Below are 23,817 nucleotides of genomic sequence, written 5' to 3' on the forward strand. Positions count from 1 at the left end.
TGTTCCTGCGGTCGCGCCTTCGCTACGCGCTTCTTTCAGCTTGGCCTCACGGCGTCCACCTTGCGTTTCACTACAGTTATCGTCACTCAGTCTGGCCACCGCTTTCAGGTGACTGATTTTGGCCCATGCCGGGCACACTGGGAGCGAGCTTGCTCGCGAAGCGCCGTGCGGACGGCGCTCGATCTCAAGGGCACTAGAAGAGCATCGTCATGCACAGCGATGCGCCGCGCGGGCGGCGCTCGATCTGGAGGGCGCTGCAAGACTCAAGACAAGCACCTGACAGCCTCGATGCGCCCCCCAGGAGATTCGCCCGAACGCCCCACACCCCGTAAACTGTCCGGCCGTGCACTGCATACACCGAGAATTCCATGATCAACCCAGACATCACCTACATCCCCGACCCGGACCCGGAGTCGATCTCCTCCGACGTCACCGGTTTCAACGGCATCCTGATGTCCACCCAGATCCCGACCCGCGCCGACGGCAGCCTGGAACTGGGCGATATCACCGCGCAGAGCGAATGCACCCTGCAGGCGCTGAAGGTCGCCCTGGAAAAGGCCGGCAGCGCCATGGACCGGGTCCTGCACCTGACCATCTACCTGACCGACATGGCCGACCGCCCGGCCTTCAACGAGGTCTACCAGCGCTTCTTCAGCCAGCCATGGCCGGTGCGCGCCGCGGTCGGCGTGGCGGAACTGGCGGTCGAAGGCATGAAGGTCGAAGTCACCGCCATGGCCGCCAAGGCCTGACAGACAGCGGTCCCACGACCTGTGGGACCGCCATCGGGCAGCATTGGGATGCCCGTCGGACGTTTCGCCGCTACAATGCGCGCCTTGACCGTGCCAAAGCCCAAAAAAACATTATGTCCCTGCCCAAGAATCACCTGGAATTGCTCAGCCCTGCCCGCGATGTCGCCATCGCCCGCGAGGCCATCCTGCATGGCGCCGACGCCGTGTACATCGGCGGCCCGAGCTTCGGCGCGCGGCACAACGCCTGCAACGAAGTCAGCGAGATCGCCGAGCTGGTGAAGTTCGCCCGGCGCTACCACGCGCGCATCTTCACCACCATCAACACCATCCTTCACGACAACGAGCTGGAGCCGGCACGCAAGCTGATCCACCAGCTCTACGACGCCGGGGTCGACGCGCTGATCGTCCAGGACCTCGGGGTGATGGAACTGGATATCCCGCCGATCGAGCTGCACGCCAGCACCCAGACCGACATCCGCACCCTGGGCCGGGCAAAATTCCTCGATCAGGCAGGCTTCTCCCAGCTGGTGCTGGCTCGCGAGCTGAACCTCAAGGAAATCCGCGCCATCGCCGACGAGACCGACGCGGCGATCGAGTTCTTCATCCACGGCGCCCTGTGCGTGGCCTTCTCCGGCCAGTGCAACATCTCCCACGCGCAGACCGGGCGCAGCGCCAACCGTGGCGACTGCTCCCAGGCCTGCCGCCTGCCCTACACCCTGAAGGATGAAAAAGGCGGCGTGATCGCCTACGAGAAGCACCTGCTGTCGATGAAGGACAACAACCAGAGCGCCAACCTGCGCGCCCTGGTGGAGGCCGGCGTGCGCTCGTTCAAGATCGAGGGGCGCTACAAGGACATGGGCTATGTGAAGAACATCACCGCCTATTACCGTCAACTGCTGGACAACATCCTCGAAGACCGCCCGGACCTGGCCCGCGCCTCCAGCGGACGTACCGCGCACTTCTTCGTCCCGGACCCGGACAAGACCTTCCACCGCGGCAGCACCGACTACTTCGTCAGCGAGCGCAAGATCGACATCGGCGCCTTCGATTCGCCGACCTTCACCGGCCTGCTGGTGGGCGTGGTGGAGAAAGTCGGCAAGCGCGACATGCAGGTGGTGACCCATGAGCCGCTGTCCAACGGTGACGGCCTCAACGTGCTGGTCAAGCGCGAGGTGGTGGGTTTCCGCGCCAACATCGCCGAGCCGAAGGGCGAATTCGACGAAGACGGCGAAAAACGCTACCGCTACCGCGTCGAACCCAACGAAATGCCGGAAGGCCTGTACAAGCTGCGGCCGAACCATCCGCTGAGCCGCAACCTCGACCACAACTGGCAGCAGGCATTGCTCAAGACCTCCGCCGAGCGGCGGATCGGCCTGTCCTGGAGCGCCCGCCTGCGCGAGGACGGCCTCGACCTGACGGCCACCAGCGAGGAAGGCATCAGCGCCAGCGCACGCCTGGACGGCCCGTTCGGCGCCGCCAACAAGCCGCAGCAGGCGCTGGAGCAACTGCATGACCTGCTCGGCCAGCTGGGCACCACCCAGTACCACGCCGAGCACATCGAGCTGGATGCGCCGCAGGCGTACTTCATCCCCAACTCGCAGCTCAAGGCCCTGCGCCGCGAGGTGATCGAGGCGTTGACCGAAGCCCGTGTCGCCGCCCATCCGCGGGGTGGCCGCAAGGCGGAAACCACGCCGCCGCCGGTGTACCCGGAGTCGCACCTGTCGTTCCTGGCCAACGTCTACAACCACAAGGCCCGCGAGTTCTACCACCGCCATGGTGTGGAGCTGATCGACGCGGCCTACGAGGCCCATGAAGAACCGGGCGAAGTGCCGGTGATGATCACCAAGCACTGCCTGCGCTTCTCCTTCAACCTGTGCCCGAAACAGGCCAAGGGCGTGACCGGCGTGCGCACCAAGGTGGCGCCGATGCAACTGGTGCATGGCGATGAAGTGCTGACCCTGAAGTTCGACTGCAAGCCATGCGAAATGCATGTGATCGGCAAGATGAAGGGCCACATCCTCGACCTGCCGCAGCCGGGCAGCGCCGTGGTCGGCCATATCAGCGCCGAAGACCTGCTGAAGACCATTCCTCGCGCGCCCCACTGAGGCGCCATCAGGCACTGTTCTTGCCTGTTTCACACCTTGCATCGCTCCCACGGGGGCGGTGCAGGCCTCGATGCATCTGTCGCGATCCGACCGGCAACAACCCGCTCTTTGCGCAAAATGTAGGAAATCTTGATATCATCTGTGCGATTTTTCCTACACGACATCAGGGCCAACCCCTGCAAACGCTGTAGGGGATCTCCTTAAGTAGCATTCAACTTTTGGGATTTCGGGCCGATGCACCGGATGCGGGCCGAGCCAGAGCGGTTCAGAATAAAGTCAAAAATACGGCGCTTTATTTTTGTTGTACGCAAAACCTGCGAACAGCAACCGTAAATAAACAAATTATTGACACAATTATTTTGATATCACACCCTTACGCACTTGGAAGTCCTGATCTGCCCTTCTGTAATCCAGATAGCCGTAGGCTGGAAGTACAACCATGAGTCAAGCGGACGATATTGGAAAGCTGTTCCACAGATTTGGAGCAAGTGCCGACAGTTATAGGGAAATAAACACTGAATTCGAGTATTTCGAGTCGGCTGCGCCAGCGGCCGAACCGAGCTCGGTGAAGCCTGTCGCAATCAACCTGGTCGAGCTCAAGCGCGCGCCAGCCCCCAGCCCCGCCACGCCCGCAGAGGTCGTAGCGCCGGCGCCGCGTGCGCGGCTCGCGGAACCCGCGGCGGTCGCTGTCGCGGTGCCCGTGCCCGTGGAGGCGCCCGCCGGCTCCCTGCGTGATCGCCTCCAGGCCCTGGCTCGCGAACGTCGTGCCCTCGCCGAGGAACACAACCGCCGCGCCCTCGACCGGGCCCTGCGCACGCAGTCGGCACAGCGGCCGAAGGCCCGGGTCATCGCCGTGGTGTCAGCCAAGGGCGGTGTCGGCAAGAGCACCCTGGTCGCGTCGCTCGGCAGGCTGCTCAAGCGCAGCGGCGGACGCACCGTGCTGCTCGATCTCGACCCGCAGAACGCCCTGGTCAGCCATCTGCAGGTGCCCCGCGCCAGTGCCGGCATCAACCAGGCGCGCCTGGACGATGGCGGCTGGAGCGAGGTCTGCGTGCAGACCGTCGCCGGCATCGACTGCCTGCCGTTCGGTCCGAGCAACGCCGCCGATCAGCGCGACTTTGAAGCGCAACTGGTGGCCAATCCGGCGTACCTGATGGAACAACTGGCCGACCTTGACCTGGGCAAGGACGACCTGCTGCTGATCGACACCGCCAGTGGCGCCTCGCCGTGGCTGCATCAGGTCCTGGCGATCGCCGACCAGGTGCTCGCCGTAACCCTGGCCGACGCCGCGTCCTATATCGTCCTCGACAAACTGCAAAGCTGGCTCGCGGCCCTGCGCCCCGCCGACTGCGCCTTCCTGGTCAACCAGGTGGACGCGCGCAACCCGTTGAGCCAGGACATGAGCGAAGTCCTGCGTCAGCAACTGGGCAGCCAGTGGCTGGCCGCCATACCGCTGGACCACCAGCTCGGCGAAGCCCTGGCGTTCGACTACGACCCCTTCCAGCAAACCGACAGCCCCGCCTGCCAGGCTCTGCGCAACGTCGCCGAAGCGCTGGCCCAACGAATCGAGCAGCACCGCGAAGAAACCAGCGCCTCATGACCGCCCAACTCAAACCGACGCCGGCCCTGCCGACGTCCAGGGGAGCGCGGGCGCAAGCCTGGTTCGCCCGCCTGGAACAGCTGCCGCATGGCCTGAAGCTGACCCTGAAGATCGCCGCCGCCGTGGTCGGTCTGCTCCTGCTCGTCGCCGTGGTCACCGCGCCGCTGGACCTGGAGCATCAGTTCGCCTTCGCCCTGCTGTGCTTCACCCTGCTGCTGATCCTGCGCAAGATCCCCGGGCGCCTGACGGTGCTGGCGATGATCGCGCTGTCGCTGATCGCCACCCTGCGCTATGTGTACTGGCGCCTGACCGACACCCTCGGCTTCGACAACTGGCTGGACATGTTCTTCGGCTACGGCCTGGTGGCCGCCGAGACCTACGCCCTGGTCATCCTCGCCTTCGGCTACATGCAGACCGCCTGGCCGCTCAAGCGCAAGCCGAAGATCCTCAGCCTGCCGCCGGAACAGTGGCCGGTGGTGGATGTGTTCGTGCCGACCTACAACGAAGAGCTGAGCATCGTCAAACTCACCGTGCTCGCCGCCCAGGCCATGGACTGGCCGCGGGACAAGCTGCGCGTGCACATCCTCGATGACGGCCGCCGCGACGAGTTTCGCGAGTTCGCCCGGCAGATCGGGGTCAGCTACATCGTTCGCGACAACAACCGCCACGCCAAGGCCGGCAACCTCAACGAGGCACTGAAGATCACCGACGGCGAATTCGTGGCGATCTTCGACGCCGACCACGTGCCGACCCGCTCCTTCCTCCAGGTGACCATGGGCTGGCTGGTCGCCGACCCGAAGCTGTCGCTGCTGCAGACCCCGCACTTCTTCTTTTCCGCGGACCCGTTCGAGAAGAACCTCGACACCTTCCGCTCGGTGCCCAACGAAGGCGAACTGTTCTACGGCCTGGTGCAGGACGGCAACGACCTGTGGAACGCCACCTTCTTCTGCGGCTCCTGCGCGGTGATCCGCCGTACCCACCTGCTGGAAGTCGGCGGCGTGGCGGTGGAAACCGTGACTGAGGACGCCCACACCGCGCTCAAGCTCAACCGCAGGGGCTACAACACCGCCTACCTGGCCATTCCCCAGGCCGCGGGCCTGGCCACCGAGAGCCTGTCGCGCCACATCAACCAGCGGATCCGCTGGGCGCGGGGCATGGCGCAGATCTTCCGCACCGACAACCCGTTCACCGGCAAGGGCCTGAGCTTCGGCCAGCGGGTCTGCTACGTGAACGCCATGCTGCACTTCTTCTATGGCCTGCCGCGTCTGGTGTTCCTCACCGCACCGCTGGCCTTCCTGATCTTCGATGCGAAGATCTTCCACGCCTCGGCGCTGATGATCACCGCCTACGTGCTGCCGCACATCTTCCACGCCAGCCTGACCAACTCGCGAATCCAGGGGCGTTTCCGCCACTCGTTCTGGAACGAGGTCTACGAGTCGGTACTGGCCTGGTACATCATGCGTCCGGTGCTGGTGGCCCTGATCAACCCGAAGATCGGCGGCTTCAACGTCACCGACAAGGGCGGGATCATCGAGAAGGACTACTTCGACTGGAAGCTGGCCCGGCCTTATATCGTCCTGCTCGTGCTGAACCTGATCGGCATCGTCTGCGGCGTGGTCCAGCTGATCATCGGCGATCCGGACGCCACGGTGACCCTGATCATCAACCTCGGCTGGACCCTGTACAACGTGATCATGACCAGCGCCGCCGTGGCGGTCGCCAGTGAATCGCGCCAGGTCCGCACCGAGCCGCGGGTGCATGCCGAGCTGCCGGTGCGCCTGAACCTGCCCGACGGCCGCGTCGTCGAGTGCTGCACCGTCGACTTCTCGCAGAGCGGCATGGGGCTCAAGCTGCCGGCCGACCTGGCCCTGAGCAAGGACCTGGAAGTCCAGGTCACCCTGTACCGCGGCGGCCAGACCTGCGAACTGCCGGCGCGGGTGATGTTCTCGCGCAACGGCATGGCCGGCCTGCGCTTCCGCGAACTGACCCTGCGCCAGCAGAGCGACATGGTCCGTCTGACCTTCTCCCGCGCCGATACCTGGGCTTCGACCTGGGGCGGCGCCAAGACCGACACGCCGCTGCATGCCCTGCGCGATGTCAGCCGGGTGGGCCTGCGCGGCATGTACGACCTGTCCAGGGCGACCCTGGCCGCGCTGCGTCACCGCCGCTATTTCCGCAAGAACCCTTCTTCCCCTTCCGAACCGGTAATGGAAACGCAATGACCGTCCAGGCTCCCAGTGCCCACCCCGTGAATGCCCTGCGCTACCCGCGCACACTGCTGGCCTGCGCCCTGCTCCTGGCTGGCGCGGCCCAGGCCGAGGAGATCTCGCCCGTCGCGCCCGAGCCGCCGGCGGCGGAAGAGATGCCGGTCGCGGCAGCCGAGACCTCCGGCTACCGCATGACCTTCAAGGAGCTGGGCAAGGACTACACCATGAGTCTGCGCGGCATCGACTCGTCCGACACGGTCAACTTCGACATGCGTGCCGACGAGGTGGTGACCGGGGCCCAGCTGAGCCTGCAGTATTCCTACTCGCCGGCCCTGCTCACCGATCTGTCGCAGATCAACATCATGGTCAACGACGAAGTCGCCGCCAGCCTGGCGCTGCCGAAGGAAACCGCCGGCAGCGTGCAGAAGCAGACGGTGACGATCCCGCCGTACCTGATCACCGAGTTCAACCGCCTCAGCGTGCAACTGGTCGGGCACTACACCATGCAGTGCGAAGACCCGCTGCACTCCAGCCTGTGGGCCAAGATCAGCAGCGACAGCCAGCTGAGCATCCAGGTGTCCCAGGTCGAGCTGCCCAACGACCTCGCCGCCCTGCCCCTGCCGTTCTTCGATCGCCGCGACCGGCGCGCCCTGGAGCTGCCGTTCGTGTTCGCCGCGGCACCGGACAACAGCGTGCTGGAAGCCGCCGGCGCGGTATCGTCGTGGCTCGGCGCCCTGGCCAGCTACCGTGGCGCGCGCTTCTCCACGACCATCCAGGAACTGCCGGCCAAGGGCAACGGCATCGTCATGGTCAACAGCAGCCAGGCCAGCCACCTCGGCGGCCTCGACCTGCCGGCGGTGCAGGGCCCGAGCCTGGCCATCGTCAGCAACCCCAACGACCGCTTCGGCAAGCTGCTGGTGATCGCCGGCCGCGACAGCAGCGAGATCAAGCGCGCCGCCACCGCCCTGGTGGTGGGCAGCCGCAACCTGTCCGGGCAGAGCGTGCAGATCGACGCCGTGGACATTCTCGTCCCGCGCAAGCCCTACGATGCGCCGAACTGGCTGCCCAGCGACCGCCCGGTGCGCCTCGGCGAGCTGGTCCCGCAGCGCCAGCTCAACGTCGCCGGCTACGCCCCGGCGATGATCACCGTGCCGGTGCGCCTGCCGCCGGACCTGTTCAACTGGCGCGAGGCCGGTGCGCGGCTCAACCTCAAGTACCGCTACACGCCGCCGCAGAACGCCAGCAACTCGTCGCTGATGGTCAGCTTCAACGACACCTTCATCCGCTCGCTGAACCTGCCGTCGGTCAACGACATGGGCACCGCGCAGAACCTGCTGGCCACGCTGAAGACCGACGACAGCCTGGTCCGCGAGGCCAGCATCCTGCTGCCGCTGGACGCGGTGGCCCTGCAGTCGCGCCTGCAGTTCCGCTACATGTACGACTACACCAAGCAGGGCGAATGCAACGACATCATCATCGACAACATGCGCGGTGCCATCGACCCGGACTCGACGTTCGACCTGAGCGGTTATGAGCACTTCATGGCGATGCCCAACCTCGGTGTGTTCAAGGACAGCGGCTTCCCCTTCACGCGCATGGCCGACCTGTCGCAGACCGCGGTGATCCTGCCCAACGGTGCCGGTCAGGCCGAGTGGAACGCCTACCTGACCGTGCTCGGGCGCTTCGGCGAGTCCACCGGCTACCCGGCCACCGCGGTCAGCGTGGCCCAGGCCGATGGCGTCGCGGCGCTGGCCGACAAGGACCTGCTGGTGCTGGCCTCCGGCGCCAACCAGCCGCTGCTGGAAGCCTGGGCCGAGCACCTGCCGAGCAAGACCGTGGACAACAAGCGCTATATCGAATTCTCCGACCTGCCCCTGCGCCTGCGCGAATGGATCAGCCCGGACCCGGTGGCCAACCTGCGCAAGGCCCGCGGCGCCCTGACCCTGAGTGGCGACAGCGGCGCATCCTGGCTCAGCGGCTTCGAGTCGCCCCTGAAAAGCGGACGCAGCGTGGTCCTGCTGAACAGCCCGCAGGCACAGCACCTGAGCGAGATCACCGACGCCCTGATCGGCGGCGAGCACTACACCCAGTCCCTGCAGGGCAGCCTGGTGGTGATCAAGGGCAAGAGCATCCAGTCGCTGGTGGCGGAAGAGTCCTACTACGTCGGCCAGCTCAGCCCGTTCAAGTACCTCCAGTGGCTGCTCTCGCGGCATGTCTTCCTGCTGCTCGGCCTGACCGTCGCGGGCATCGCCCTGGTCAGCCTGGCGGCCTATTTCTCGCTGCGCGCGGTAGCCCGTCGGCGCCTCAAGGACGAATGAACCATGGCTTGTGTCAAACCCACCCTGCTGGCCAGCGCGCTGGCCGCCTGCCTGCTGCCCGCGGCGCCGAGCCAGGCCGCCGAGGCCTGCGGCGTCGCCGACTGGCCGCTGTGGCAAAGCTTCACCCAGCACTTCATCCAACCGGACGGCCGCGTGCTGGACGCCAGCACGCCGCAGTTGCACAGCTCCTCCGAGGGCCAGTCCTACGGCATGTTCTTCGCCCTGGTGGCCAACGACCGGAACAACTTCGACCGCCTCTGGGCCTGGGCCAAGAACAACCTGGCCGGCAGCGACATCGTCAACAACCTGCCCGGCTGGTGGTGGGGCAAGGATGAACAGGGCCAGTGGCGCCTGCTCGACAGGAATTCGGCGTCCGACGCCGACCTGTGGTTCGCCTACGCCCTGTTCGAAGCCGCGCGGCTGTGGAAGGACGACAGCTACGCCAAGGAAGCGAACCTGCTGCTGAACAACATCAAGGCCAAGGAAGTCGCCGACCTGCCCGGCCTGGGCAAGATGCTCCTGCCCGGCGCCCAGGGTTTCGCCAAGCCGGACCACTTCTGGCACCTGAACCCCAGCTACCTGCCGGTGCCGGTGCTGCGGCGCATGGCCGTGGCCGATCCGCAGGGACCATGGAACGAGATCGCCAGGTCCACCGCGACCCTGATGAAGAACGGCAGCTACAACGGCTACGTCGCCGACTGGGTCGGCTATCGCGGCACCGGCCCCGGCACGGGGCTGTTCGTGGTCGATCCGGTCAAGGGCGAGCTGGGCAGCTACGACGCCATCCGCACCTACCTCTGGGCCGGCATCACGCCGACCAGCGAACCCCTGGCCAAACCGATCCTCGACAGCCTCGGCGGCATGGCGCAGAGCGTCGCGACCCAGGGCACGCCGCCGGAAAAGGTCCAGGTGAAAAGCAATACCAGCACCGGCGACGGCCCCTTCGGTTTCTCCGCCGCCCTGCTCCCCTACTTCAAGGCCCGCCAGCAACCCTGGCTGGAGCAGCAGCAGCGCGCCCGGGTCGACACCCTGCTGGCGCAGAGCCTGACCCCGGCCGCCGTGCAGACCCGCCAACCGCCTTATTACGACGTAGTGCTCAGCCTGTTCGCCCTTGGCTACATGGATGAACACTACCGCTTCCTCGCCGACGGGAAGCTGCAACCTCTCTGGGAGACTTCATGCGCTCGCGCCGCCAAACCCTAGCCGTCGGCCTGCTGGCCGCGCTGATCCACAACGGTGCCCACGCCGAACTGAACGAGAACGGCAAGGCCCTGCTCGAACAGGGCCAGTACTGGCAGGCGCGCAAGGACAACGCGCGGGCCAGCGAGGCCTGGCGCAAGCTGCTGCTGATCGATCCGCAGCAGGCGGACGCCATCTACAACCTCGGCCTGCTGGAGCTGGACAGCAACCGTGCGGACGGTGCCAAGCGCTACCTGCAGCAGTTGCAGACGGCCCATCCGGACTCCCGCCAGGCCCTGCTGCTGGAGCAGGAAATCCGCCTGCACGGCGAAACCAGCGGCGAGCGTCTGAACCAGGCACGGGTCGAGGTCGAGTCCGGCGAAGGCGGCAAGGCCGTGCGCACCTACCGCCAACTGTTCGATGGCAAGGCGCCCCAGGGTGAGCTCGCCCTGGAGTTCTACAGCACCCTCGGCTACACCGACGGCGGCTGGCAGGAAGCGCGCCAGGGCCTGGAGCGCCTGCTGCGCCAGGACGGCGACAACCCGCGGGTCAAGCTGGCCCTGGCCAAGCTGCTGCTGAGCAACGAAAGCACCCGTGCCGACGGCCTGCGTCGGCTGGCCTCGTTCCGCGACGATCCGGCAATCGGCAGCCAGGCCGTGGAAGCCTGGCGCCAGGGGCTGTCCTGGCTCGGCGGAAGCAAGGCCGACATGGCCCTGTTCGAGGACTACCTCAAGGCCTACCCGGACGACGAGGAAGTCCGCGAGCAGATGCGCAGCGGCCAACGCCAGGCGCAATCCACCTACAAGCAGAATCCGCACCTGCAACGCGGCTTCAAGGCCCTCGAAAGCGAAGACCTGACCGCCGCCGAACAGTCGTTCCAGGCCCGGTTGCGCGAAGCGCCGCAGGATGCCGACGCCCTCGGCGGCCTGGGTCTGGTGCGCCAGCGCCAGGGTCGCCTGAGCGATGCCGACGCGCTGTTCCGCCAGGCCATCAAGCAAGGCAGCGCCAGCCGCTGGCAGGCCGCGTTGCAGGCCAACCGCTACTGGACCCTGCTCGACGAAGCCGCCGCGGCCCGCGACAGCGGCGACCCGCAACAGGCGCGCAGCCTGTTGCAGCGCGCCATCGCCAGCAACCCCCGCGAAGTCCAGGGCCACTTGAACCTCGCCGACCTGCAGGCCGCCGAAGGCCAGTTCGAACGCGCCGAAACCACCTACCGCCAGGCCCTGAGCCTGGACCCCGGCCAGCCCGACGGCCTGCGCGGCCTGGTCAGCGTCCTGGCGCAGAACGGCAAGCTCGGCGAAGCCCAGCGCCTGATGGACAACCTCAGCGATGCCCAGCGTGACCGACTCGGCGACATGGCCAGGCTGCGCGCGGCGATCGCCGTCGGCCAGGCCAAGGACGCCGAGCGCCGTGGCGACCTGCAGGGCGCACGGGCAGCCCTGGAAGACGCGGTGCGCGACGACCCGCGCAACCCCTGGACACGCTCCGACCTGGCCGAGCTCTACCTGAGGACCGATGCCGCGAACAAAGCGCGGCAGACCATGGACGAACTGCTCCAGGCCAACCCCAACGACGCCGACGCCCTCTACGCCGGCGCGCTGTTCGCCAGCCGCCAGGAGCAATGGCAGAAGGCCGAGCAACTGCTCGCGCGGATTCCCGCCAGCGAGCGCAGCGCGCCGATGCGCGGCCTGGCCGATGAAATCGAACTGCGCCTGCTGGCCAGCCAGGCGTCGGCGCTGGCCAAGCAAGGCAAGCGCAGCCAGGCCCTGAGCCTGCTGCAACGCGCCGAAGGCGGCGTCAGCGGCAGCCCGGACCTGTACGCGGCGCTGGCCAGTGCCTATATCGATATCGGCTACACCGATCGCGCGGTGGGCCTGCTGCGCAACGCCATCGCCCAGAGCAGCAAGCCCAGCGCGGCGCTGCGCATCGCCTACGGCGCGGCCCTGCTCAAGGCCGGCGACGACGTCCAGGTCAGCCAGATCCTGCGCGAGACCCGTGGCCTGCCGCTGTCCGCCGGCGAGCAGCGCAGCTACGACGACCTGCTGTTCCAGTACACCGTGCGCCAGGCCGACCTGCTGCGCGAGAAAGGCGACCTGGTCGCCGCCTACGACACCCTGGCCCCGGCCCTGGCCCAGCGCCCGGACGATGCCCAGGCGGTGTCGTCGCTGGCGCGCATGTACCTGGACAACCGCAAGCCGCAGAAGGCCGTCGACCTGTTCGAGCCGCTGCTCGTCACCCAGCCCGACAACGCCGACGTGCAGATGGGCGCGGCCATCGCCTATCAGCAGAACGGCCAGGGCGACAAGGCCGAACAGGCCATCGAGCGCGGCCTGGCGCTGGCGCCGGAAAACCCCGACGTACTGACCACCGCGGCGGCCTGGTACAAGAGCCGCGGCAAACTGGGCAAGGCCCAGGAGCTGTATGCCCAGGCCCTGGCCCTGCAACCGGCGAAGGAAACCTACATCGACAACCCGTTCGGCGAGGTCGTCGCCGCCAACCCCTTCGTCGGTCAGCCCGGCCAGCGCAAGGCCTCGCGCCTGAACGAACTGGCCCTGAGCGAGATCCCCGAGCCGGCGCGGGTACAGAGCAAGACCCGCAAGGCGGCCAGCCAGGCCGCCGAGGCCGAGCGCTTCGACGAGCCGGTGCTGCTCGCCAGCAACGACGCGCAGCCGGTGCAACGGCGCGGCGCGGTGGTGCAGGAAGAGCTGGAGCCCGCGGTGGTCAACCCGGATCCGCGCGCGACCATCGAGCGCGAGCTGGACAGCCTGCGCGAGGCGCGCAGCCCGCAGATCAAGCAGGGTGTGACCTTCCGTGGCAACAACGGCGAGTCCGGGCTGAGCCGGATCACCGACGTCGAGACACCCTTGGAGATCAGCTTCCCGGTCCGCGACGACCGCATGGCCGTGCGGGTGACACCGGTGTCGCTGAATGCCGGCGGCTTGAACGCCAACGACTCCGGCTATACCCGTTTCGGCGGCTTCACCCAGGGCCTACCGATTGCCGCCGACGCCAGCGTCGGCTCGCAGATGGACTCCGGTGTCGGCCTGGCCGTGGCCTATGAAATGCCTTCCCTGGGCCTCAAGGCCGACCTCGGCAGCAGCCCGATCGGCTTCCAGGAAACCAACGTGGTGGGCGGCATCAGCCTCGACCGGCCATTCACCGAGAACGGCAACCTGCGCTACAACCTCAACCTGTCGCGGCGTCCGGTGATCGACAGCCTGGTGTCCACCATGGCCGACTACACCAAGCCGGCCTTCCCCAAGACCTGGATCTGGCAGCAGACCACCGCCCTGACCAAGGCGATCAAGGAAACCGGCGCCAAGTGCGTGTGGGTCGGACCGACCTGGGGCACCGAAGGCGGCAAGTACGGCAAGACCTTCGCCCGCGTCGAACTGACCTCGAAGTTCCTCGCCAGCAACGTCGCACCGTGCGACTACATCGACTCCCTGACCTTCGCCAAACAGGGCCAGTGGGCCACCATCGACGGCCAGCACTTGACCTCCATGGGCTACGCCAGCTGGAGCAAGGCCATCACCGAAGCCCTGCTGAAAACCCCGGCCGTGCAAGGGGCCAAGCCATGAGCCGGCTGCGCGGGCTGATCGCCCTGCCCCTGCTGGCCCTGGCCGGCGCCGCCAGCGCCGAGGTCGCGCTGTACCCCACCGGCCCCAGCGAAGACTCGGCGTTCCTGCGCTTCGTCAACGTTGCCCCCGGCGTGCTGAAGATGGAGGCCAGCGGCTCCAAGGCCAGCCTCGACCTGAACGACGCGCAGCAGGTCTCCGCCTATCTGCCGGTACCGGCGAACAAGGCGATCAAGGGCACCCTCAGTCGCGACGGGCAGAACGCCGCGCTGGACCTGCAGGTGGCGCCGGGCGAATTCGCCACGGTGTTCGCCTTCGCCGACGGCGGCAAGATCACCCAGCGCGTGGTCCGCGAACAACCGGACGACTTCAACGCGCTGAAGGCCTCGCTGGCCTTCGTCAGCCTCGACCCGGCCTGCCAGGGCGCCGCGCTGCGCCCGGCCGGACGCACTGCCGACCTGTTCAAGGACGCCGCCGACGGCAGCGTGCAGCGCCGTTCGATCAACCCGGTGAAGCTCTCGGTGCAACTGGTCTGTGCCAACGCCAATGTCGGCACGCCGCTGGACCTGGGCGAGCTGAAGGCCGGCGAACGCTACAGCGTGATGCTCCTGCCGGGCGCCAGCGGTCCGCGACTGCTCAGCACCACCGACACGCTGGCCAACTGACAGGACGTCCACCGCACCATGGTCTTCGCCTCACTCGAGTTCCTCACCCTGTTCCTGCCGCTGTTCATGCTGGTCTATGCCCTCAGTCCGGCGCGCGGGCGCAACCTCGTGCTGCTGCTCGGGAGCTGGTTCTTCTATGGCTGGCTGAGCCCGCTGTTCCTGCTGCTGCACGTGGTGCTGACGGTGATCGCCTGGACCGGCGGCCTGCTGGTGGACCGCAGCCGCGAGGACGGCCGCGGTCGCGTGCGCCTGCTGGCGGCGCTGATCGTGTTCAATACCCTGGTGCTGTGCTGGTACAAGTACGCCAACATCCTTGCCGCGACGTACAGCGAGCTGATCACCCACTACGGCTACCTGCCGCTGGAGTGGCAGCGCGTGGCGTTGCCGGCGGGGCTGTCGTTCATCGTCCTGCAGGCGATCTCCTACCTGGTCGACGTGCACCGACATACCGTGCCGGTGGAACGCAGCCTGGTGAACTTCGCCACCTACATCTCGATGTTCGGCCACTCCATCGCCGGGCCGATCATTCGCTACGACTGGGTCCGCCGCGAGCTGAACGAGCGCTACTTCAACCGGCAGAATTTTTCCCTCGGCGCGCGGCGCTTCATGATCGGCATGTGCATGAAAGTGCTGGTGGCCGACACCCTGTCGCCGCTGGTGGACATCGCTTTCCACCTGGAAAACCCGTCGTTCCTCGACGCCTGGCTGGGCTGCCTGGCCTATTCGCTGCAGCTGTTCTTCGACTTCGCCGGCTACAGCGCCATGGCCATCGGCCTGGGCCTGATGCTCGGTTTCCACTTCCCGGAGAACTTCAACCGGCCTTACCTGGCCAGCAGCATCCAGGACTTCTGGCGGCGCTGGCACCTGTCGCTGTCCAGCTGGTTGCGCGACTACCTGTACATCGCCCTGGGCGGCAACCGCTTCGGCACCTGGAACACCTACCGCAACCTGTTCCTGACCATGGCCATCGCCGGCCTCTGGCACGGTGGCGACAGCTGGAACTACCTGCTCTGGGGCGCCGCCCACGGCGTGGCGCTGTGCATCGACCGGGCCTGGAGCCGTTCCAGCCTGCCGACGATTCCCAAGGCGTTGTCGCACACCCTGACCCTGCTCTTCGTCTGCCTGGCCTGGACCCTGTTCCGCGCCCCGGACTTCGCCACCGCCCTGGCGATGTACGCCGGCCAGTTCGGCCTGCACGGCTTCGCCCTCGGCGAGGCGCTGGCCGCCAGCGTGCGTCCGGTGCATGGCCTGGCGGCGGCGCTGGGCGTGTTCTGCGTCATCGCGCCGCTGTACCAGGCGCGCCTCGAACAACGTTACGGTCACAGCGCGCTGTACGCGGTGCTGGCTGCCCTCTGGCCCGTGGCCGGCTTCCTTCTGGCGTTCTCCCTGATCGCCAGCCGTGACGCTGTGCCCTTCCTGTACTTCCAGTTCTGATGACGACCAAGACCCCACCGCCGTCCACCGCGCCGACGCCACCGAGCGCCATCGCCCTGCGCACCAGCCCGCTGGCCGGTGCCGTCCTCGCGACCTTCCTCACGGCCGGCCTGCTCTCCTGCGGCTGGCTGCTGCTGAGCGGCAAGCTGGAGCTGCTGCCGGGCAAGGCGCTATCCAACGACCAGGTGCTGGAGGGCGAAATCACCCACCGCATCGCCAAGGAACTGGCCAAGGCGCCGCTGCCCGAGCACGCCGCGCAACTGGAGCGCGGCGGCAGCTGGCTGCTGTTCGGCGACAGCGGCCCGCGGGTGCGCGAAGGTTGTCCGGACTGGTTGTTCATCAGTGACGAACTGAAGATCGACCGGCACGCGGCGCAGAATGCCCGGGCCAAGGCCGAGGCGGTGGTCGCCCTGCGTGATCGCCTGAAGCAGCGCGGTATCGAACTGCTGGTCAGCGTGGTGCCGGACAAGAGCCGCATCGCCGCCAGCCAGCTGTGCGACCTGCCGCGTCCGCCCAGCCTGGAAGCGCGGGTGCGGGACTGGAGCGCGCTGCTGCAGGCCTCGGGCATCGCCGTGCTCGACCTCGCCCCTGCCCTGCAGCCCCTGGGCGCCGACGCCTTCCTCCGCCTCGACACCCACTGGAGCGAAGCCGGGGCCCGTGCGGCCGCGCAAGCTGTCGCCGGGAAGATCGCCAGCCTGGGTTTCCAGGCCACCCCGCGTCGTGATTTCGATGTTACCCAGGGAGCGCCGGCGCCCCGTCCCGGTGACCTGGTGCGCCTGGCCGGCCTCGACTGGCTGCCGCAGCCCCAGCAACCGGCCGAGGAACGCGTGGCCGCCACGACCATCAGCGAACATGCGCCCGAGGCCGATGCCAGCGGCGACAGCCTCGACGACCTGTTCGGCGACGACAACCTGCCCAACGTGGCGCTGATCGGCACCTCGTTCTCGCGCAATTCCAACTTCGCCGGTTTTCTGCAACAGGCGCTGGGTGCGCCGATCGGCAACTTCGCCAAGGATGGCGGCGAGTTCTCCGGCGCGGCCAAGGCCTACTTCGACAGCCCGGCCTTCGCGCAGACGCCGCCGAAGCTGGTGGTGTGGGAAATTCCGGAAAGGGATCTGCAGACGGTGCAGGGGCGGGATCTGGGGTTGTCGTGGTAGCTGGACGACGTTGAGGGTCTGACGGGGAATCGCATCGAGGCCACCAGGTGCCTGGCGGCCTTGACTGGGTTTCCATGCGGAAACGGAAGGTGTAGTTGCCGGTAATGCCCATGCGCAGGTCGCTGACCACCAAGGGCCGACCACGCATCCCGGCTGCGCAAGGCTCAATCGAGTTTGATCGGGTTCAAGCCATAGTCCCGCTCCAGTTGGTAAAGCCGCTGGCGAATGGCCTTGCGTGCCGCTGCATGCCAGCGGTCATGCATGAGACGGCCGCGGCAGTGCAGGCCTGAAACCATCTGATAGCTGAAGCCTTCGCGCTTGAGAATCGCGAATACCCGATCCAGCGCCACCGGTGACAGCGGGGTCAGGTAGTCCATTCCCGTCCAGCCCTTTTGCACCAGGTCGAACAGGTCCTTCTTCAGCAGCTTCGCGTTCTTCAGGTTCAAGCCCCGCTCCCTGGCGACGAACTCGGTGCTCAATTCGCTGAGGATGTAGTTCGGATAGGTGCCCTGGTAGAAATTGCTCGGCGCAGCCTTGCCGTTGAGTACATCAAGGTAGCCCTTGTTTTTCGGGAATGTCGTGGTGAACCCATGGTCGGCATAGAAGCCGATTTCCGGGGTGACATCGGTACTGAAGACTCTCGGCGGAACATTGCCGTTGGCGTAGTGGAAACCATGAATCGAACTGCCGTGCGCATCGATCAACAGGTGCTTGTTCTTGGGGTGGGTGTGCAGGACGAACAGATCCGCTCCGCCATCGCTCTTGAGGACATAGGACCTGACGCCGTCAGGTCGGTTGCTGGTCCGTGCCAGATTGCCGCTCGCGGGCAGCTCCAGGCTCGAGCGCGGCCTGATGCCCGCGCCGCGGAGCCCCGGCCTGGACGCCACGCTGCCAAAGGTGCCGTCGAAATCGAGGGCAAAGGCGAACATCTGCATCATCCCCGCCAGGTCGGGATTGCTCTTGCCGACGTAGAGCGCACCGACGCCCAGCCCGGTCGACGCCGCGCTCAGGCCGCCCGCCACCACCGCCCCCATGACACCGAAGGCGGCGAGCCCGCCAGCGCCGCCCAAGGCAAGGCCGATCACACCCGTGACGATGGCCTCGACCAGCGGATCACTGAAATAGGCCCTCTCCGAATGGGTGTAGCGGCCAATCACCTGATGACCGCTGGGATCGCAGTAGTTGACCGGATCGCCATAGCAGTAGGCGTAGGCATTCGCCCCGCCGACGCCGAACGGACTTTCGCTGTCGCCCGTGATGAAGCGCATCATCCACGGACTGTAGACCCGGTAGCCCTGGCCCAGGTGATAGATGCCGAGCATTTCCGGGTCGAGCACCTCGCCGTTGAAGCCACGCCATGACAGGTCATCGTGGGAGGTCGGCCGCTCGCCGTAAGGGGTGTAGCTGAGAAAGCGCGTGCTGTTCCCGGACAGGTCATAGCTGGCGATGATGCTGCCATGGGCATCCTTGATCTCCAGGGTATAGGCGCTGTCGCCGGCCTTGCCGGCCCGGGTGGTGTCGATGCGCTGCAGTTCGCAGGCGTCGCTCTGGTTCACCAGGACCATGCGTTGCACCGTGTCGCTGGCATGGGTGTGGCGGATCTGCGCATAGGGCAGGTTGTTGCGATACAGCAGGTCCACCGTGCGCAGGCTGTCCTTGCGCCCCACCAGCTTGCCGGCCATGTCATAGGTGTAGGCCGTGGTGTAGTCGTTCTTCACGTCCTGGATCTGGTGCAGGCGGCCGTTGACGTTGTAGGCGAGCTTGTACTCGCCGTTCGTGGTGCTGCCCTCGTACATGTATTTCAACGTTTCCAGGCGGCCGCTGGTGTCGCTGCCGCAGGTGATGACCCGCCCGGTCTTTCGCCCCTCGCGCTTGACGCTCAGTTCGCTGAGGGTTTCGGCGCTGATGCCCGTACCGCCGTATGTGCAGGCGTTGATCACGTTGTGGGTGCCATACGCCTCCCGGGTCACTTTCAGGGTGGACTTGCTCACGCCTCCGGCCGGATCGTGCTCGAAGTCGATCTGCTCCTGTTCGAAGTCGAAGGTCAACGGCTTGTGCGACCCGGCGCAGGTGTACCTGAGCAGGCTGCCGCTGGTGCTGTAGGTGTAGTTCTCGTCGCGGATCACCGTGTTCTTGCTGCCCTGGCAGGTCAGCGCGCGTTTCAGCCGCCCGTTCTCGTCGTAGGTCCGCTGGAGACTCAGCTCCTCGAATCCGCTGACCTCGATGCGGCGCTGGCTCTCCCTGCCCCGGCCATCGTAGGTAAAGGTCGTACGGACGACATGCCCCGATCCGGCGACCCGCGAGCACTCCTCCTCGACCCGGCCATTGCTGCCGCGCCTCACCTGGCTGCTCATCTCGTGGTTGGCCTGGGCGCGGTAGATGCCTTCACGGGTGTAGTGATAGTGCGTGTGCTGGCCGAATGCATCGACGACCCGCAGCAAGCGCCGTTGCAAGGAGTAGTGGCTACTGGTGTCGAGCGCGGTCTGCGCGACCTGCCCGGTGAAGCTTTCGCAGACGCCGAAGGTGCACTCGTCCAGCAACAACGCTTCCTCCTTCGGCCGATGGGTGGCCAGATCGCCAGCGATGACACCAGGCTGGCCCAGGCGCCCGGCGACGCTGTAGCTGTACGATTGCTTGAAGCCGCCACGCTGCAGCCCGGTGACGCGGCCGAACACGTCCACTGTCTGCGTGCCCAGCTCCAGCGACTGCTCGGCGCTGTCCTTGTTCCACTGCATGCTGGCTTTGGCTGCGACCGGCGCCCGCGTGTGCGCTGGATAGGTACTGTGGAACTTCACGTCCTGCTGTTGCACCAGCACCGTGCGCCCGAAGGCGTCGTATTCGAACGCGGTATCGCCACGGGTGCTGGTGATCTTGCTGATCTCGGTCTTGCGGGTGTAGGTGAAGCTCTGCTTGCCGAGTTCCTTGCCGTTGTCATCCTGGATCTGCACCGAGGCGGGCGTTTGATTGGCGTTGAAATGGGTGACGGTCTTGCCCCCGTGCACCTTCTTGTCCAGGCCTTCGCTCCACTCGGTGAGGGTCAGGGCGACCGGGTCGTAGTCGCTGCACTGGCACTGGCCGTCCGTGCTCACCCGGTTGGCCCGCCCCCAATGGTCATACGCGATGCTGGTGACGGAGCGGCTGAGGAAACGACCATCGGCGCCATGGTCGTATTCGATGCACTCCGTTTCCCGGCCCAGGCCGTCGTAACGATAGGCTTGCAGGGTACGCCAGCCGGTGGCGGCGCTGATCAGGCGCTGGTGCTGCACCAGCCTGCCGGACAGGTCCAGGACGTTGCGCACGCTGTTGCCGGCGTCGGAGGTCACCACCTCCTGGCGCAGATCGCCGTGGCGGTAGTAGCCATGGGTGTACGTCTGCAGCACGTCGCTGTGACTCTCCTTGAGAAACTTCAGGGTCTTCAGACGGCCATGGGCGTCATAGTCCATGTACTTGTCCTGGCCCGCGCCGCCATGCATCTCGCGGCGTACGTTGCCGGTCATGAGGTCCTTGAACAGCCAGGAAGTCAGTCCCGCGCTCGTCACGCTTTCCTGGGTGACTTCGTCGTAATGGATGTGCGTGGAATGATCAGTGGTGGCGGCCAGCGTGTTGTAGCTTTCCTTGCGTTTGGAGTCGGCGATGTCCTTGCCATCCTTGCCGATCAGGATGATTTCGCTCGTGGCGATCTCGCCGTAGCAGCCGACAGCACTTGTATTGGCGTGATAGGTGTAGCTATGCCGTTCGCCGCCGGCGTGGCTGTCGATTTTCTTGTTGTCGGCGGAAACCGGGTTGTGGATGATCACCTTCTTGTCGACGACCATACCCAGCAATCGTGCGTCGCCTTTGAAATGCTTGAGTGTCGTGTAGCTGTAGAAGGTCCATTTGAGATCGACGCGCTTGTCGCCGCTCATGGTGTAGAGCCGCTCGGACTCCACGTCGCGAGTGAAGAACTGCAGGTTGCCCGGATAATTCAATTCCAGCGGAAGACCGAATACCTTTTTCTCATGCTTCGTGGCGCGCGCGGAAAAGTACTTTTCTCGTTCATAGTCGGTGCCCCAGGTCAGCCCCTTGTCGTTGAAGATGCTGTTGCACCAGCCGACAGGATTTATGTAATCGATGGCCCAACCGAATACCAGGCCGATGCCGGAGGTCTGTTTTTCCACACGACTTGAAGAGATCTCCTTTCCCTTGACTTCAGGATCACCCCGATAATAGGTCCATTCCGTGATGAAACCGTCTTCTTCGCGCTTGATCACATTACCGTGTTCATCCAGTGTCAAGGCTGTTGTCTCGGTTCGCGTTTTCTTGTCCTTGGCATGGGTGACCTTCATTTCCACCTTGTGGGTCTTGGCCTTGGTATCCGAGGTATAGGTGTACTCCTTGGAAAGTTCGCAGCCCGCGCTCTTCATCACGTGCTTCTTGAGGCGATTGACGGTGGCTTCGTAGTGATACTCCTCGGTTGCCTTGATGTCAGCGCTTTCCTTGGTGAGCACCGTACTTCTGTCTTTCTCATTGTATGCGTAAGAACAACTACTCACGGTGTCTGAGGCATTGCGCCTGACGTGTTTCGTCACTCGCCCAAGCTTGTCGCTCGTCAGTTCGTCAAGCATGTCCGAGGCTGAGGAAGTGATCGATTTCAAATCCGAATCATTGAACGAAAATTTCAAATCCGCCTTTTCGGCGTTCGCGTAGGTGAATGTTATTTTTTCCGGCCTGGCGCTACTGAAAGGCTGAGAAACCTTACCGAAAACATTTTCAAGGAAGTTCTTGTCAAAATCGTAATCTGAAAAACTCAAATCACATCTCATCTTAAGATCGGATCGATCAGGGAAAACGATCAGGCCATATGAAGTCTTTGTATACTCACCCCTTACTAAAGTCTGCCCACAATCATCAATCACAGACTTCAAAACCGCTACAACGGGAGCCACAATAGGCACGTTCTCTTTTGACAGCACAGCGATATGAAATTTCATATACTTCGAGTCTTCCCAGGAAAGACTCAATCCTAACCCGGCGCAATTTTCGATCCTCTTGGGAAGGTAAAAACCCTCACGATGATAATCATCCATTTCGCCGTACTGAAAATGCCGAACACCTGTAAAATACTCAACGCCACCCCCAGCATACTCCAGAACCCAGCGACCGGGACTCAAACTTAAATTAACATCCCCCAAAACCAATGAAACATCATCGCTATCCGTCAATTCTATGCTGTGATAAATACCGTTCGCGGTTCTTAACCTTAGCGTTCGACCGATGGTTTTTCCGCCCTCTACATCAATAACTTCAAATATCGAACTCACATTCAGTTCAGCCCTGCTCCTGGAAACGTCAAACTCCAGTTTGAACTCCGGCCCCGCCCCATTGTTCCCCACCACCGTCGCCAACGGCACCTTGCACGAATACACCCCGCTGAAGTTGTCGACTTCCACCCGATAGGGAATCGCCGGCGCCGCACCCGGCACCTGGAGGCAATCGCCGCTGATCTCGACACTCAACAGCGAGCCCTTGGGCGCCCAGAGAATATTGGAGCCGCTGCTGCTGCCGGTCGGGTAGAACAGTTCCTGGCCCTCGCTCTTCATGGCCGCGGCGTCCAGCTCATCGGCACGCCATTCGCGGCCGGCGCGGAGGAAGACGCTGTGCTGGTTGATATGCCGCGCCAGGTCCTGCCCCCACTGGTCGGGGCGCAAGCGGTCCTTGGCCGGGCTGAAGTTGAGGGTTTCATAGACCTTGCCAGTGACCCGGCTGCACACCCGGACACTGACCACCGCCTGCGTACCCAACGCGCCACCGTTGAGGCTGCCGATGTTTTCCCAGTACGCGGCATTCCAGCAGCCGGCGATGAAGCCGCGGATGCCGGGTGGGGTCCACAGGTAGTTGTCCCAGGTGCTTTCCTTGCCGCTGAAGCCCTTCTCGTCACACTCGCCAACGCGCATCCAGCGTGAGTGCTGGTTGATGTGGTTCGCGCAATCCTTCGGCCATGTCACGCTGCCGCGGCGGTCCTTCTGCGGGATGAACACGGTCGTTTCGAGGATCTCTTCCGAGACGCTGTCGATCACCACCGCGGTGATCGGCCGCCCTTCCATCGCCGCCCGATCCGAATCGATGCCAAGGGTGGACTTCTCCCACTCGCCAATGCTCAGGTTGACCGCGAGGCCGGAGCCTTTCGGCACCCAGACAAGGTTCAGCCCGCGGCTTGGGGTGGGGTAGCAGATATCGGTGTCGTTGTCCGCCGCCTCGAGGGTCGCGGACGGATACTCGCCCTTTTTCCACGGCCGGCCAGCGCGCAGCAACAGGCTGTTGGCGTTGATGTAACGGGCCAGGTCCTGGCCCCACAGGGCGGCGTCCAGCCGCTCGCTGCCCGGCGTGAAGTTGAGCGTTTCATGGACTTTTCCGGTCAGGGCGCTGCACGCCTGGACGGTGACCACGGAGGTGAGGGTCAAGGCGCCGCCGTTGATGGTCGCGACGCTTTCCCAGGCATCGGCATGCAGCCCGGTGGTGAATACCCGGGTCCCCGGCAACGCGGTCCACAACCTGTTGCTGTAGGTGCTCCAGGTCGTGCCCGGATCGGTCGTATCGAACTTGCCGGCCCGGGCCAGCTTCAGTTCCTTGTTGATGTGATCGGCGAACAGCTTGGGCCAGCTGGAAAACCCGCGGTTGGCCGCCGGCGGGGTGAAGCTGGTGCGTTCGAGGATTTCCTCGGTGCTGTTGTCGATCACCACCGCCGTCAGTTGCCGCCCCGCCAGGCAGCCGCGGTCGGAGCGGATCTGGCCGACGTCCTTCCAGCGTTCGGTGAGCACCCTGAAGGTCAGGTCGGAGCCCACCGGC

General features: G+C 65.2%; 11 protein-coding genes and 1 pseudogene. 11 read left to right on the forward strand and 1 reads right to left on the reverse strand.

The genetic code is table 11. The features are described 5' to 3' along the window. Positions 1 to 368 precede the first annotated feature (368 nt). The 11 genes and pseudogenes from CHB99_RS27905 to CHB99_RS27950 all read left to right on the forward strand — a co-directional run bounded on the left by CHB99_RS27905 (position 369) and on the right by CHB99_RS27950 (position 16,992). Complete coding sequence (locus CHB99_RS27905; RefSeq protein ID WP_042129649.1) at positions 369 to 749, forward strand: RidA family protein; 381 nt, start codon at positions 369 to 371, stop codon at positions 747 to 749. Positions 750 to 862: 113 nt separating this feature from the next. Then, positions 863 to 2,854, forward strand: a complete 1,992-nt coding sequence (locus CHB99_RS27910; protein WP_042129647.1) for a peptidase U32 family protein — start codon at positions 863 to 865, stop codon at positions 2,852 to 2,854. 565 nt (positions 2,855 to 3,419) lie between these two features. Further along, positions 3,420 to 4,454: a cellulose biosynthesis protein BcsQ gene (gene bcsQ / locus CHB99_RS27915; RefSeq protein ID WP_084702980.1), complete on the forward strand. Its 1,035-nt coding sequence runs from the start codon at positions 3,420 to 3,422 to the stop codon at positions 4,452 to 4,454. Beyond that, entirely contained in the window at positions 4,451 to 6,676 is a 2,226-nt protein-coding gene (gene bcsA, locus CHB99_RS27920) for a UDP-forming cellulose synthase catalytic subunit (protein WP_042129642.1), read from the forward strand. Before bcsQ ends, bcsA begins: the two co-directional genes overlap by 4 nt. Beyond that, positions 6,673 to 8,979 (forward strand): cellulose biosynthesis cyclic di-GMP-binding regulatory protein BcsB, encoded by a 2,307-nt coding sequence (bcsB, locus tag CHB99_RS27925; RefSeq protein WP_084702977.1) that lies wholly within the window; start codon positions 6,673 to 6,675, stop codon positions 8,977 to 8,979. The genes bcsA and bcsB overlap by 4 nt, the downstream gene beginning before the upstream one ends. Positions 8,980 to 8,982: 3 nt before the next feature. Next, the gene (bcsZ, locus tag CHB99_RS27930) at positions 8,983 to 10,182 is read left to right on the forward strand and encodes a cellulose synthase complex periplasmic endoglucanase BcsZ (protein ID WP_052419550.1); all 1,200 of its coding nucleotides are present in this window, start codon (positions 8,983 to 8,985) and stop codon (positions 10,180 to 10,182) included. Continuing rightward, positions 10,158 to 12,683, forward strand: a pseudogene (locus tag CHB99_RS27935) (tetratricopeptide repeat protein); the annotation flags it as partial. The gene bcsZ and the pseudogene CHB99_RS27935, both read left to right, overlap by 25 nt. Before the next feature lie 276 nt (positions 12,684 to 12,959). Then, positions 12,960 to 13,739: a cellulose synthase subunit BcsC-related outer membrane protein gene (locus CHB99_RS30735; RefSeq protein ID WP_428977853.1), complete on the forward strand. Its 780-nt coding sequence runs from the start codon at positions 12,960 to 12,962 to the stop codon at positions 13,737 to 13,739. Next, positions 13,736 to 14,401 carry an alginate O-acetyltransferase AlgF gene (locus CHB99_RS27940; RefSeq protein ID WP_042129640.1) on the forward strand — a complete coding sequence of 222 codons (666 nt, stop codon included), beginning with the start codon at positions 13,736 to 13,738 and terminating at the stop codon, positions 14,399 to 14,401. The genes CHB99_RS30735 and CHB99_RS27940 overlap by 4 nt, the downstream gene beginning before the upstream one ends. An 18-nt stretch (positions 14,402 to 14,419) precedes the next feature. Next, positions 14,420 to 15,835, forward strand: a complete 1,416-nt coding sequence (locus CHB99_RS27945) for an MBOAT family O-acyltransferase (RefSeq protein ID WP_042129638.1) — start codon at positions 14,420 to 14,422, stop codon at positions 15,833 to 15,835. Further along, complete coding sequence (locus CHB99_RS27950) at positions 15,835 to 16,992, forward strand: alginate O-acetyltransferase AlgX-related protein (RefSeq protein ID WP_042129636.1); 1,158 nt, start codon at positions 15,835 to 15,837, stop codon at positions 16,990 to 16,992. The genes CHB99_RS27945 and CHB99_RS27950 overlap by 1 nt, the downstream gene beginning before the upstream one ends. A 164-nt stretch (positions 16,993 to 17,156) precedes the next feature. Here CHB99_RS27950 and CHB99_RS27955 read toward each other — a convergent pair whose 3' ends face one another. Beyond that, positions 17,157 to 23,813: an RHS repeat-associated core domain-containing protein gene (locus CHB99_RS27955; RefSeq protein ID WP_245655665.1), complete on the reverse strand. Its 6,657-nt coding sequence runs from the start codon at positions 23,811 to 23,813 to the stop codon at positions 17,157 to 17,159. Positions 23,814 to 23,817 lie beyond the last annotated feature (4 nt).

It is taken from the genome of Pseudomonas japonica (assembly GCF_900188455.1).
Classification (GTDB): domain Bacteria; phylum Pseudomonadota; class Gammaproteobacteria; order Pseudomonadales; family Pseudomonadaceae; genus Aquipseudomonas; species Aquipseudomonas japonica.